Annotated in this window: 12 protein-coding genes and 2 pseudogenes; 8 read left to right on the plus strand and 6 right to left on the minus strand. The window is 55.8% G+C overall.

The window, feature by feature from the left end:
* Positions 1-265: 265 nt before the first annotated feature.
* Positions 266-1,141 carry a CsgG/HfaB family protein gene (locus tag NGM99_RS10090; RefSeq protein ID WP_252818531.1) on the minus strand — a complete coding sequence of 292 codons (876 nt, stop codon included), beginning with the start codon at positions 1,139-1,141 and terminating at the stop codon, positions 266-268.
* 794 nt (positions 1,142-1,935) lie between these two features.
* Here NGM99_RS10090 and NGM99_RS10095 point away from each other — a divergent pair.
* Both NGM99_RS10095 and NGM99_RS10100 read left to right on the plus strand, forming a co-directional pair.
* On the plus strand, positions 1,936-2,643 hold the full coding sequence (locus NGM99_RS10095) for an invasion associated locus B family protein (RefSeq protein ID WP_252818533.1): 708 nt from the start codon (positions 1,936-1,938) through the stop codon (positions 2,641-2,643).
* Positions 2,644-2,818: 175 nt separating this feature from the next.
* Positions 2,819-3,121 carry a YdeI/OmpD-associated family protein gene (locus NGM99_RS10100; RefSeq protein WP_435371418.1) on the plus strand — a complete coding sequence of 101 codons (303 nt, stop codon included), beginning with the start codon at positions 2,819-2,821 and terminating at the stop codon, positions 3,119-3,121.
* A gap of 86 nt (positions 3,122-3,207) precedes the next feature.
* Here the strand turns inward: NGM99_RS10100 and NGM99_RS21925 are convergent.
* A pseudogene (locus tag NGM99_RS21925) lies at positions 3,208-3,396 on the minus strand (VOC family protein); the annotation flags it as partial.
* A 958-nt stretch (positions 3,397-4,354) separates the two neighbouring features.
* Here NGM99_RS21925 and NGM99_RS10110 point away from each other — a divergent pair.
* The gene (locus NGM99_RS10110) at positions 4,355-4,984 is read left to right on the plus strand and encodes a TetR/AcrR family transcriptional regulator (protein WP_252818535.1); all 630 of its coding nucleotides are present in this window, start codon (positions 4,355-4,357) and stop codon (positions 4,982-4,984) included.
* 222 nt (positions 4,985-5,206) lie between these two features.
* Positions 5,207-5,836, plus strand: coding sequence for a hypothetical protein (locus tag NGM99_RS10115; RefSeq protein WP_252818537.1), 630 nt, complete (start codon positions 5,207-5,209; stop codon positions 5,834-5,836).
* Between the two features lie 84 nt (positions 5,837-5,920).
* Here the strand turns inward: NGM99_RS10115 and NGM99_RS10120 are convergent, their stop codons facing one another.
* From NGM99_RS10120 to NGM99_RS10135, 4 genes and pseudogenes are all read right to left on the minus strand, one after another.
* Positions 5,921-6,139 carry a hypothetical protein gene (locus NGM99_RS10120; protein WP_252818539.1) on the minus strand — a complete coding sequence of 73 codons (219 nt, stop codon included), beginning with the start codon at positions 6,137-6,139 and terminating at the stop codon, positions 5,921-5,923.
* Complete coding sequence (locus tag NGM99_RS10125) at positions 6,136-6,504, minus strand: hypothetical protein (RefSeq protein WP_252818540.1); 369 nt, start codon at positions 6,502-6,504, stop codon at positions 6,136-6,138. Before NGM99_RS10125 ends, NGM99_RS10120 begins: the two co-directional genes overlap by 4 nt.
* Before the next feature lie 13 nt (positions 6,505-6,517).
* Positions 6,518-6,862: a hypothetical protein gene (locus NGM99_RS10130; RefSeq protein WP_252818542.1), complete on the minus strand. Its 345-nt coding sequence runs from the start codon at positions 6,860-6,862 to the stop codon at positions 6,518-6,520.
* Positions 6,863-7,458: 596 nt separating this feature from the next.
* Positions 7,459-7,933: pseudogene (locus NGM99_RS10135) on the minus strand (integrase core domain-containing protein); the annotation flags it as partial.
* Positions 7,934-8,290: 357 nt separating this feature from the next.
* Between NGM99_RS10135 and NGM99_RS21595 the strand changes: the two are divergent.
* The 4 genes from NGM99_RS21595 to NGM99_RS10155 all read left to right on the plus strand — a co-directional run bounded on the left by NGM99_RS21595 (position 8,291) and on the right by NGM99_RS10155 (position 13,054).
* Positions 8,291-8,578 (plus strand): transposase, encoded by a 288-nt coding sequence (locus NGM99_RS21595; protein WP_353937410.1) that lies wholly within the window; start codon positions 8,291-8,293, stop codon positions 8,576-8,578.
* A 514-nt stretch (positions 8,579-9,092) separates the two neighbouring features.
* On the plus strand, positions 9,093-10,316 hold the full coding sequence (locus tag NGM99_RS10145; RefSeq protein ID WP_252818545.1) for a CDP-glycerol glycerophosphotransferase family protein: 1,224 nt from the start codon (positions 9,093-9,095) through the stop codon (positions 10,314-10,316).
* Positions 10,313-11,764, plus strand: coding sequence for a hypothetical protein (locus NGM99_RS10150; RefSeq protein WP_252818547.1), 1,452 nt, complete (start codon positions 10,313-10,315; stop codon positions 11,762-11,764). Before NGM99_RS10145 ends, NGM99_RS10150 begins: the two co-directional genes overlap by 4 nt.
* Before the next feature lie 225 nt (positions 11,765-11,989).
* The gene (locus NGM99_RS10155; protein WP_252818548.1) at positions 11,990-13,054 is read left to right on the plus strand and encodes an N-acetylneuraminate synthase family protein; all 1,065 of its coding nucleotides are present in this window, start codon (positions 11,990-11,992) and stop codon (positions 13,052-13,054) included.
* Positions 13,055-13,112 lie beyond the last annotated feature (58 nt).

Consider the following 13,112-nt stretch of genomic DNA (forward strand, 5'->3'; position numbering starts at 1 on the left):
CGAGCACGGATTTTGTGAATTCAGGCCGTGTAGATTTCAGCCATTTGGATGATGGTAATCATCCATTCAATATGCGACTTGGCACGAAACGAATAAATCGACTCCTTTAGCGAATCGAAGCGCACAGATTTTGCAGATCACTCAAATCTAAAAGCACGAAAACTCCTGCCATCTGGATTGATTCAACAATCCAGCCACACAGCAGAACTTCCTACTGCCGCTCAGCCTAAAATTAGCGTTTCAGCCTAGCCGGTGAAGGCATCGACTAACTTTGCGGCTTTCCAGGTTGAGAGCGAGGCAGCGCGCGCTGGTAGGTCTTACCGAACTCGCTGACGAGAGCCATGCCCCGCGCGGGGTCCTCAAGCTTCCACAGCCCCTTCTTCACACCCTCCATGATGAGCGAATAGACGGCGAGTTCGATCGCTTCACGCACCGCAAGATGGCCGGGATCGTTGTAGGAAGTCCCGAGTTCGATTTCGAGAAGCTCGGCAGGCGCTGCAAACTTGTAGGCGCCACCTCGTGCCATGAATGAATAGATCTGTTTGGAGGTCGTCGTCGAGACAAGGATTTCGCCGTTCTGTACGCTCACCGCGCGCAGGGCCACTGTGACCAAATCGGAGCGGTAGCTCACATCCCCGCCGATGCCCAGATACTTGGCACCCGCACCGCCGGTCCGCTCGTTGGAATCGTAGCCGACGATGCCCCCTTCGAGGATCAAGCCTGCGAATCGTACTGGAGGCAATGCACCGCCGGCGCTGCCGCCATAGGCGCGCTGGGTGTTTTCGATCAGGGTCCGCTCCTGCACGAGGTTCTTCAAGCCCGAGCGCTCGACAACACGAAACCAACGTCCCTGCCCTGCCGACTTCAGAACATCGACGAGGATGTTGGCCCCGCCCTGCGTCACCGCGCGACTGTATTCCGCAAAGCTCTCGTTCGGCTTTGCCTGACCAGTCAGATCGGGGAAATCATAAACGGCGACATCGACAGCCTGCGCAGGCGGCGGCACGTCCTCGATGCGCTTGGTCGTGCGCGTCATCGATTCCAGCTTGGCCGGCGGCGTTGCCAACTGTTGCCCCGTCTGGCACCCAGCCACAAGCACACTGGCCGCCGTCAGAGCGGCAGCCGCTTTCAAGAAACCCATCGCTTACCCCCTCCACACCAACCTGCCGTTCGGACCCCACATCCCGGCAAATGGCGGAAACAGCCTCCCCTTAGGTCAACCTTGCGACATAAGACAAGTCGCAGATCGCTGAGACTTAATTGATATACACCGCGACTGCACTTCTTGTGGCAGTCCAGCAACAACCATTGCCTCACCAAAGGATTGGTTCAGCCCTCATATAAGCACGACTCTACTGGTGGAGCGCTAGAAAGAACTACCGACAGAGTTAATTTTGGCAAATACGGAGGAGGTCGCGAGAACGGCGCCTTCTACTGACGGACCACTCCACGCCCAACATTGGGCAACTGCGAATCAGCTGCGGCAGGCGAAAGCGCCACGGCGACGCCAGCCCCTACATCCGGAAAGGCAATTCTTACTGCCTGCGGAACGATCGGTGTCTGAGCTGCCTTCCTGCGGATCACCTTACGCGCAGGTGGCGCGGCGGGGCGTGGCCGTGCATCCGATGGCACCTGAGGAATGTAGGCGCCAGCACCTTCACGGTTCAGGCCCGGCCGTGCGCTCTGGCTCTGATCGAGCTGCCGGATATAAACCTCGGCTTCGACCGGGCATGGTGCGGAAAAGCTCGCCGCAACCACTACGGCGCAAAACACCGTCTTCATTCCGCCCATGCCTCCCTCTTCGATAACACGTTCCATGTCAGCATCGACAAACGCTGTCAAAGCGCCGTGCGACGGTTTTCTTGAGCAGACGTTCGAACAATTGCGTCATGCGTAGTTTGACATTTGCAGATGTGGGTGGCTTCCGTAAGGGAGATGGATGAGGACGCCAGCGCATCGCATCGCATCGGTCAGCGGTTGGGGAGAGTGATGTCGAGGAAATTGGTTCGAGCATTCGGAGCCGTAGCACTGCTTGGTACGCTTCTCGCAACACCGGTCTTCGCGCAAACCGCGCGAGGCGAGAAAAACATTCAACCCATCGTGCCCGACCGCGAAGTTGGCTTGCCCGATCAAGAGCCACGCGAGCCATCGCCAGCGCCGCTCAAGGATGCGGTACGTCCGCCCGAGGCTCGACCAGCACCTCCGAAGTCAGAAACACCTTCAGCTCCTCGGGCGGTTAACACGGCACCGGCTGGCGAATGGAAACGCGAATGTGCGGAAAAGACATCGGGCAAGGAGAACTGCCAAGCGATCTTCCGTGCGGTGGTTGGCAATCAGATCGCATTGGTGCTTGCGGTTGCGAAGCATGAGAATGGTACGTCACGGTTCCAGTTGGCGGTGCCGCTCGGCATTTCGGTTCCGGAGGGGATCGAGGTGAAACTTGGCGGCTACACGGCCAAGTTTCCAATTAGCCGCTGCACTGCTCAAGGATGCCTGGTAGAAGAGATAGCTCCCAGCGCATTTATCGAAAGCCTACAGAACGGCAATCGAGGCGACGTCCTTGTCAGGACGCCAAATGGCCAGTCGATTAATCTACCCCTGAGCGGGCAAGGCTATAAAATTATCACCGCTGATAATACTTAGGCATTCGGGTCTTGGGTCACCTCCACACAAGTGCTCAACACGCGTGAGGGTTAAGTCGCTTCAGGCGCGCATCGACTCTGGGAATGCAAGCCGTACGTGCAGCCAACATCTCCAGCGACTCGGATCAGCCATTTCTAACCAAGATAAGTGACACGTGGGATTGGAGGCACGTCTGATGAGTGCGTTTCCTCAAGGCACCGTGCACGAGGCAGCGGATGACGTGCAGGCCGCCTTGCGAGCCGACCCGCAGGTCTATGCTCTGTGGGGTGGCCTGACACCGCTGGGCCGCAACGAGTTCCTGTGCTGGATTGACGATGCAAAGCAGCCGAAGACCCGCCTGCGCCGTATCGAGCGAACGAAAGACGAGTTGCAGGAGGGAAAGAAGCGGCCCTGCTGCTGGGCAGGCTGCATTCACCGCACCGACAAGGCACCCGGCAAGTGGCAGCAAGCGGTTCTGATCGATCAGAAGCGCAGGTGACAGCGCATTTCCGTATGCGAAGCGCGCTGTAGGCGTACCATCAAGAGCCTATCTCGAGAGATCGCCCCAACCCGTTATCGCTCCCGCTACCTCCGGGGCGAAGTCCGTGCGGTAAGCTTGTTTCCATCCGGATCACGCAGATAGGCGACGAACGAGCCGTTCGCACGCTCGGTGGGTGGGCTTTCGATCGCGGCGCCACCTTCTGTCATACTAGATGCATGCGATGCGACAATTCCTTTAGGGCTTCGTGCGGCCGAACTGATGGCTTCGCCATTAACCGGGTGGCCCGCTTGCCAAAGCATCATTAGCTCGGTTGGTCGATTGGAACCCCTACCGAAGGATATGCTAAGTAGTGGCGGTAACCCCCTGCAAGCTGTTGCCAGCGGGCGACCCTGCCGCTCCCTACTAAACTCCATGGCGGGTGGCGGGCCTGCAGCAATTATCCAACTGCAACTTACTTAGCAGGGCAGCGCATCGTCCATTTCGGCTGAATGGCAACCCGCTGACAATCCGTTGCCGGCTCGCAACCCTGTCGTGGACTTCTCGCTCACGAGTGACATCATGCTTCGTTTCAAACCGCCGGCACAGCAACGTTTGTTGTGACGGTATCCGGCATCGAGCCGACGCCAGCCACCGCCTATCGGGAAGTGGCGAAATGGCAGGAGACAATCAGCGCACGCGGTTGAGCGCAAGGTGGCACAATTGATTTTTCACCACGTCCTAAATCATACGATTTGGGATATGAGCGTTCTGGACACGGGATTTCATCCATCAACCAGGGGGCTGATTGCAACGGGTTGCAGCGCAAGCGATGGAGAACATCACATGCAACTGCTACAAAATTGCGAACACCTTCAATATTATACCAATGATTCATGCAAGAATAACAATTAGAGCGATTATCCAACCGCAATTACTTAATCCTTCTAGTAATTTATAATCTGTTAATATATTATTTTTCTATCATTTAATGAGAAAAATAAACAAATCAACTGGGATGCGGTTGTAAGGTATTAAATTCTTGCGCATAATTTTATTTTTTATCTACCACACTCCCAATGGCTTGTGGGGAGCCACACCCTGACTGACCAGTTCTCGAAGGGACACATGAGGGGCGAAGAAAGCGTCAAACGCGACCCTTCCTCAGTTTCAACGATTGAAATCTGACTATATAGTCGTGTTTCGACCTGCGAAAGTGAGATAGCCACACTTCTCAAAAATGCCTGATCATTCATGGAAAAACCAAGCATCGCCGATCTGCTACCCCGTAAAAATCCGGTTCAGCTACGCTCAAGAGAACGATATAACAGAATCCTCATCGCCGCGCGGCAAGTGCTCGCGGAGAATGGCGCCTTCCATTTCACGATCGATGCCGTTGCCGACCAGGCCAACATTAGTACTGGTTCAATCTACCAGTACTTCCCGAACAGCGCGGCCTTGACGCTGGCCCTGCAGCAGCAGGAATGGCTTCGCGTCAACCGCACCACAGAATCATTCCTGGGAGATGAAACCCTTCCTGCATTAGTTCGCTTGCGCGGTTTAATCGTAACCTTGTTTCGCGACGAAAGTGAGCTCCCTTACCGCTTGGCCCTCCACGATTCAGAACCACTCTATCGACACTCGCTTCACCTGATCGCCTTCACAGCCTTTCAGGAGGATAGGATGACGCGGCTCCTCCGTTCATTGCTGCCCAAAGAGAACTATGCTGAGTTAAGCCCGGTCGGCAGTGCAATTTGGCGAGCAATCGACTGCTCGTCCGTGGACGTCGCCAAAACCAGCAAGAGCGGGCTGGAAATAGATCGAGCGGCCGATGCTTTAAGCGATGTGATAGAATTTCACATCCACTATCGGGCTTCGATATGATCTAGCCCTTAGTCCGTGCGCTCCAGATGCTGGGTTACTGCAGTAGGGTTCTGCCATCCATATTTATAAGGACCCAGAGAGGGGTCAAAGGATTGCTTCTAGACTAAGGGTCTACAAATGGCCTTGACATATGAAAGTTGGGCAGACCTTGCGTGTCACCTCATACGGTGTACGACCATTAAGTCGCTGCTAATAGCGACACTTTGATATGTAGGCTTCCGAATGAACAACCAGTCAAAGAAAACGTTAGGTCAGAAGCCAAAAGGAGCGTCGTCACAGCATCGTAGCGGCCGGCCCAAAAGCGTAGCACGAGGCTATTATCGAACCAGCCGCTTTTCGACCGAGTTCGACTTGCCGCAACTAGACGACATCGACAAAGAGGTAGATCGCGCGCTCGAAGAAGAACGTCGCATCGACATCCAGGCACTTCAGGCCCTCTGGCTTAAAGAGATCGACAGCTTGAGCGATGGAACGACGCAGGAATATTTCGATGAAGAGTCGCTTCGGCTGCGAGCCTTCCAACGGCTTTTTAATCGAGGCGTCTCTGTTGCAAGAATTGCCTGCGTCATCGGAGTATCACGGCGAACCGCATATAGAATATGTGATCGACACCGTGGCCAATTTTGCGACTGGGAAACAGTCCAAGATCCAAAGACCGAAATCGGCAAACGCTTCAGCGAGTTTCAAGCGCTATATGCCGAAACACTTCGCATAACCGACCGAACTGACATATCTTTCCACGAACGCGCAGAAGCGATGGAACTTCTGCTGTTTATCAAACGCAAGGAGATCAAATTCCTCATTGCTGTCGGCGCACTTGGAAAGCTCACACCTAGCTCAAAGCGAGTGTAAAGTTCGCGGTGAAGCGGTTCACGACTTGCCCTTGCTGGACTAGCTAAAAAACTAAGGTTTACCTGGCAGGATATTTCAGTAGACTCAGCGCCTCGGCCGCAAACCCAGCGAGCGCTTGATCCTTTCGACCCGTTCCGCCACGATCTCATAATAGCGGAACATTTTGCCAAGAAGCTCCAGCGCTACCTGACCTTCTAGTTCGGCCTCCCTAATCTGCTGATGGCTGAGATGTGGGTTAGATTGCTGGCGCCTGTTCATCTCAGCAATGCGCGCTTCCAGCGAGCCTTTCCGGAACTCAGTCATGGGGTTCCTCCTTTATTGTCATTCGTATCGAGATCGAGCTTGCGAGGCGGGGTGTTGAGCAGGCTCGTCGAAGGTCTGTCCGCCGCAGGCTTGGCATCGGCTTCGCGCTGCTCCTTGAGACGTTCAGCCTCTGCCTTGCGCTGCCGTTCCATGTTTTCATTGCGTCGCCGCTCAGCAGCTTCTGCCGCGGCAGCCGCATCGCGTGCCATGTTGCGCAAGTGGATGGCAGGCATCTCATCAAGCGTGACAGGTCGGATAGTCCCGCGTGGTTGAAGTGTGCCCTCGGGTGGTTGGCCATATCGGACCCGGACGCTGTTGCCCTCGTCGTCATGCGCGTAGTGATGGTCCTCGTCGTTGTCTGACATTGGGTCTTGCTCCTTAGCGTGAGGGGTCAGGCACCATCTGCGGACGCAGGCGGCGTTCAGAGCAGTGGCGATCAATGGAAGCGTCGCTCTGGCCGGTGCGAATGAAGTAGCGGTAGTAGTCGCGACAGAGTGCCTTATCGGCGTCAGTTGAGAACTCAGGCCGACCGGGGACGTCTTCGAAGCTCCAGTCAAAGGTGAGGTAGGCCATGCAGGCATTGCCGCGAGCGATGCCGCAGACGACCGCCTGGTCGCGTTGATCGAAGACGCTGGTGCTCTGCCCACGGCCGGACCTGTTAGCGGACTGCACATCGTCAGCAGATTGCGCCTTGCCCGGCGTCGTTTGCCGCCACACCGACACGCCACCCTCGGCCGATGCAGGTGGTACAGCTAGCCCAACGCACATCAGGCACGCGCCTGTTAGCCACAGCAGGCATACAAGCCTGCTCAAACTTCGCGATCTGAATAGCACGGCACTTTACCCCCTCAGGGGCATTCGCCTGCGGTGCGCCCCCGCAGACAGGCCCCTTGATCCTTGGTGATCGGGGAGTTCGAAACCGTGTTCGACGGCCCTGTAGCCTTTAGCTCGAAGAGCCTGGACATACGCCACAGGCTCCTCGACCATAAGGTCAAGGAGGAGATACCGTCTTGGTCGGTATCAACCACGAACAGGGGTTTCGACGCCCCAGCGCAGGCGTTCTGCGCCAAGCTCTTCATGGCGACGGGATGGGGCGTATGTCAATTAGAAACAAGAATACCGCTTTGAATATCCTGGCCGTTGGGTCGAGCACCGCCGATGTGAGGTTCCTCTTCGAACGCATGAAGTTGCAAGGAGAGATCAAAGGCATTTGCTGCGCATTTGTGGTCAGTGCCTCAGCGATGATCTGGCGGTACATCCAATTCCCCTACTCGAAGCTCGAGATTGGCCTGCCCCCATTGGGCGGTCCGGGGTTCATCTTAGTGCCTCGTTGGCCGTGCAGCTACGGCTGGGGTGGCAGGCGAAGCTGGGCCGGGTAGCGTAGCCTCCATTGTACGGCAGCTGGTGCCGGTGGTTTGTAGCCGAGCGATGAGTGCGGGCGCACCGTCTTGTAGTACTGCCTCCAACCCTCGATGACGATCTTGGCCTCGGCGAGGCTGTAGAAGATTCCGCCGTTGAACAGTTCGTCTCCGAGCTTTGAGTTGGAGCTCTCGCAATAGCCCATCGTAGGATCAACAGTCCCCCGGACTGTTGGTTGATCCTGCTCAATCCCAAAGGCTGCCCAATTCGATGAAGGCGCACTTTGTGCAGACGGCGGCGATCCAATCGCGCACCGCCTTAGCCACGAACTCCGGCCCGTTGTCGGAACGAACATAGGCGGGGTGCCACGTGAGACACGAAGACGTCAGAAAGCCCGTCAATCACATCTTCGGCCTTGAGCTTGCGAGCAACCCGGCTGGTTCAAGGAAGTGCGCATCAAACGCCGTGACAGCTATCAGGTCCGCTCCCTTTTGGTTGCCCGCGAGATGGGGGCCGCGGATCCGCGTCAAGATCGAGAACGAGAGTCGAGGCATTTTGCGCGCCTTTGGCGTTCTGTTTGGCAAGCGTGCCAGAGGGTTCACCGGACGGGTCGAAAAGATCATCGCCGGCGAACTCGAAGCGGCCCCCGAGATGCGTCTCATCGCCGAGACGCTGATGAAGGCGAGAGCCTCGATCCTCGATCAGATCAAGGTTCTGGACCGCCGTCTCATCGCGGTTGCAAAGGCAAACCCTACCGTGCGTCTGTTCATGACCGCTTAGGGCGTTGGCGTCATCACTGCCCTTTCCGTCGCCTCGCCCTTCGAGGACGCATCGCGCTTCAAGCGGTCATCGAGTGCTGTCGCCTATTTGGGTCTGACGCCGCGACGGTATGAGTCCGGCGAGACGAGCCGGAATGGGCGCATCTCCAAGCACGGAAGCTTGATGACAAGGAAGCACCTCTACGAGGCGGCCACGACACTTCTGACGCGCAACCTGCGCTTCTCCACGCTCAAGGCCTGGGGCCTGAAGCTGGCAAAGGCGTCCGGCTTCGAGAAGGCAAGGATCGCCGTGGCCCGATAGATGGTCGTGATCCTGCATGCCATGTGGAAGACCAGCACCCCATTGCGCTGGAGCTAGGAGGCAGCGGCATGACCACTGCCGTGCCGCTCGACCGACCTCAACGGATGCGTCCCCGTCGGGACGTTTGGCGCGGATCAGGCCGTCCGGCGAAAATGCGGTGCTATCAGCAACCGCGAGGACCACTTCGGTCGATCCGACCATCTGACGCCAACATGCGGCGGTCCAACGAGACCGACCGCGGAGAGAACCATGAACCTGGCGTGCGCACAGACACCAGTCAGCCAGCTTGACGAATGCGATTAGAGACCTTTTCAGGGAGCAGGCACCCCGGTTACCTTCAAAACAGGGTTCGAAATAGCCAAGACTTTTGCCTGTAGCCGTATAACTGACGTCACGACGCCTCACGATCCCAGCAGGTTTGGAACTTGCGCATAAAATTTGGCTTGCTAATGGCTCATGCGAACATACGCGGATCTTTTCAACATCAATTCGATAGAAGCGATTCCTGATCTGAGTGGAACGTGTAGATTTTTCTTCAAAAGGTACAGCGGTCGCCATGCGTCGAATGAAAGGCTCTTCGATCGTTCTGACTGCACGTGACGTTGGTGCTGCTGGCCACATCGTCTGTCTTGCTGATGGTCTGCGAGCAGCAGGCGCCGCCGTTGAACTTGTGGGCCAGGGCGCTGCTGCTCAGTATTTTGCACGTCGCCAGACCCATTTCACAGATGGGTCGACTTGGTTAGGACAGCCATTCGCGGAGGTATCTGCTGGAGCATTAGAGCCACACCTTATTTCCAAGGCCCGGGCCAACCTTAGAGAAAAGCGTGTCGAGGCCGTGATCTGCGGAGTATCGGCATTTCATTCTGACGGCATCGATGAACTCACTATGTTAGCTGCACGACAGGAGGGTATACCAACCTTCGCCATGCAAGATTTTTGGGGGGATGTTAAGCAGGTCGGCGGCATCAGTTGCGACCACTATCTCGTTATTGATGATGCAGCTGCCAGACTCACACGCCAGCGAAGCACTTCTCATGTGAAGGTCATCGGATCACCGAAACACGGTGGCTTCAGTGAACTTAATGCACGTGAATTGCGAGTAAGGTTGCGTCGTCGCCTTGGGCTTAGCGCAGAAGGTCTCGTAGTCGGTTATTTCGGTCAAAATCTGATTGGGATGGCTGGCTATTCTCAGGTTATCATGGATGTAGCAGCGTCCGTCAGGGCCACAGGAGCAACGCTCTTATTTCGACCTCATCCTCGCGAGGACGGAGCCGCTGTTTCCGCGACCCTCTCCATGTTCCGTACGGCGGGTGTCCAACCTGTTCTTACCGAGGTAGGTCCTATAGAAGAGCCACTCGTGATGATTGATGCTGCCATCTCCTGCTTCTCAACTGTTGGGCTCGATGCTATTCATCTTACCCGATCGGCGCCCTGCCTTGGACCTATGGTTATCTACGCTGACTACCCATCTGACATAGCTAAATACTGGCGTCACCACGGACGGATCGACAGCCTGCCTCTGGTCGAAACAGGGGTTGCGCTGGAAGCGAAGAACGGGATTGAGCTGGCACTAGCGGTAAAGCGTGCCACCTGTGCCAGTGAACGCGCCGTCTTTGCTGCAAGGATTAAGCGGCAATTATCGGACCCAACGATGGCTGTAATGGCAGCTGTTCAATACGTGGCCGACGTTCTGGCGCTGCGTGTGGCACCGGAGGCGCCTTTAGAGCAGTGCACATGAGTTTCAAAAAACGTATTCTTTGTATCATCTACGAGCAGGGGAATTTCCAACTTGCACGTATCCTTGCTCAAACGGGGCGTGACAGCGCAATGTTTGACACCATCCTTTGGTCGCCTTACGCGCTTCCTAATGGTCCCAGCTACAGCGAAGCAGCTCTTGCAGCGCAATCTGTGTACGTCGAGGAGAATACTCTAGAAGGAGGTCTAGCTGACATCCAAAGTCTACTGTCGAACTGGTTGACAGCGAAACCTGCGCGTTTGCCGCTGCCAAAGAAACGTGAAGTCCAACGGTGGTTCAAGAGAAAGCTAGAGAGCCCAGCAAAAATCCTGATTGGAAAATTGGAGCGGGGCGAAAGGCTCGATGTACTACGCGCCGCAGATCGAAACTTGCGGCGCACAGCTTTTTGCGAGGATTGGCTAGTACGGCTCGGGATAGACGCTATCGTTTTCGCGGAGGACAACGTTGAGCGAGACAGTTTTGCTTGGATTGCCGCAGCTCGTCGCCGGGGAATCCGCACCGTCGTTTCTTCTTACGGTGCGCTATCACTGAATGAGGCAGAGGATGCCTATAAATACAGTAAGACCCACGCAATTGGTGGCCCACAGCTCTCCCTTTTTCAGCAACATCTGCCGAAGTGGTTAGCTGAGGGGCCTGATTACGTCATCACGCGATTACCATGGATTGAGGCAATAGGCCGGGAACTCATCAGCGAAGCCCCATTCAACCCTTGGCTCGTTAACACGGGGCAGCCTGACCTCATCGCTTTGGAAAGTAGGGTGATGGAGAAAAATTATCTCACGCAGAACTTCCATAGTACCCGCCTCGCCGTCCTAGGCCATCCCTTGCACGATAGGCTGGCGGCGGTGCGCCAGGAAAAGGCCGAACGGCGAGCGTATCTAGCAAAGCGTTACAATTTTGACATCGACAAGCCATTCATCGTTGTTGCTATGCCGCCCAATCAACTTACGAGGCGAGACTCAGAATTTGCAACCTATTCCGAACTTACAGCAGCCTTCCACCGGATTCCGGAGGAAATTACCAGCGCCAACATTGTTATCAGTCCGCATCCTACTACCTCGATAGCGGAGATTGAGGATATGGAAGCAGCTGGTGCACGGGTTGAACGTGTATCGGTCGCCGAACTTCTCCCATTGGCAGACCTGTTTGTAGCCTCGGTGTCCACAACCATTAAGTGGGCACTTGCACTTGGCATCGCAGTGATCGACTTCGATTGCTACGGTTACAATTATCCAGATTACCGAGATCTTGAGCAAGTTGTAACTGTATCGGACACAGCGGAATTCAAAAATGCGCTGTTGCGTTGGCGCACTGGTGAAACGAGACCCAGGCTTGACTCGGCTGCCCGTCGCGACGCGGTCCGCTGGGGAGAAATTGACGGGCATGCGCTCGATCGTCTAATTGCCAGCTGCCTTAGTGAGACTGTATGAAGGCGCAAACTAAGTTCGGTATTCTAAGTACTATTTGTTGCCTTCTGCTGCCAAAAACGGCGATGTCGCTCTGAATCTGACTGCGCATAACTTATTCTTGGAACGTGTCGGCTTTAAACAGACGCCCAGCGAGACATGCTGCCATCCGGCGGCAGGTTAATAATCTGTTAGAAAATATGAACCGGCAGATACGCCCGTCGCGATACAGCGAGAGTTATATTGAGCATGACTGCAGACGCTCCTGAAATCATTATAGGTAGCAGGAAGGTGGGTTCGGCGCATCCTCCCCTCTTTTGGCCTGATATCGATCTCTATTTCCATAGGGATGAAAAACTCGCACGGCGATTGATCGATACAATCGCCGCCGCAGGAGGAGGTTATCTCAAGGGTGCCGCACTCCATCGGGCTGATCTCTGTCTGGATGAGTCGGGGTTGATGCCTTATTTTGACCATCTCAACGGAAAAATGGTGGCCTACCCATATCGCCAAATGATTGAAGACATGGTCGTGCCACTTGGCATGCTTGAGCGTCTTCTTTCACACGGGCGGGACGCTGGGCTTGAGATCGTTCTCAGTGTTTATGACGAGGAGGGCGTTTGCTTCGCAGAGCAATCTCATGTGGTGGCGCTAAAAATACCTTCGTCCAACATCACTCACAAATGGCTTATCGAAAGGGCGGCCAGCACTGGACTACCACTTGTGATCGACACGGGCCGCAGTCGATGGTTCGAGATCGATCGCGCTATTGGGTGGGCGGAGAAAGCGGGAGGTTTAGGGCGACTCCTCATCCAGCACTCGCCGCCCGGACCGCCGGCGACTGCCGAACGATTCCACATGCGAATGCTCGCGGAATTGTCGCGCAGCTTCGCCTGCCCTGTAGGATTGTCTGATCATCATGCAGGGCTCGACATGTTGCCGCTAGCGCTAGCGCTAGGCGCATGCGTTTTCGAGAAGGGGGTGGTGGCCGAACGCTGTGAAGCTGGCATCGACCGTGCACATGCCATTCCGGCAGATCGTCTGGCTGAGGCGATTAAGATGATGCATTCCAACTGGATGGCTTTGGGACACAGCCGCCGTCCCGACGGAGACGCGCCCATGTCATCGCCTGACCGGATGGGTTGCGTCGCCGCACGAACACTTACTGTGGGAGAGTTCCTCACGAGGAAAGACATTGAGTTTGCCTTCCCAGTTGTAGGAGCACCTGCAGACGAGGCAGATCGCCTTGTCGGGCGGAAGGTTAAATCGGCTTTGGTCCGTGGGCAGCCGATCACGCCTGCCGATCTCTCCTAGTGGACGATCATTGATGCGTCCGCCTCTACGCTCAGGCATTGCCGCTGGGCTCTTACCT

It is taken from the genome of Mesorhizobium liriopis (assembly GCF_024053505.1).
Taxonomy (GTDB): Bacteria; Pseudomonadota; Alphaproteobacteria; order Rhizobiales; family Rhizobiaceae; genus Mesorhizobium_B; species Mesorhizobium_B liriopis.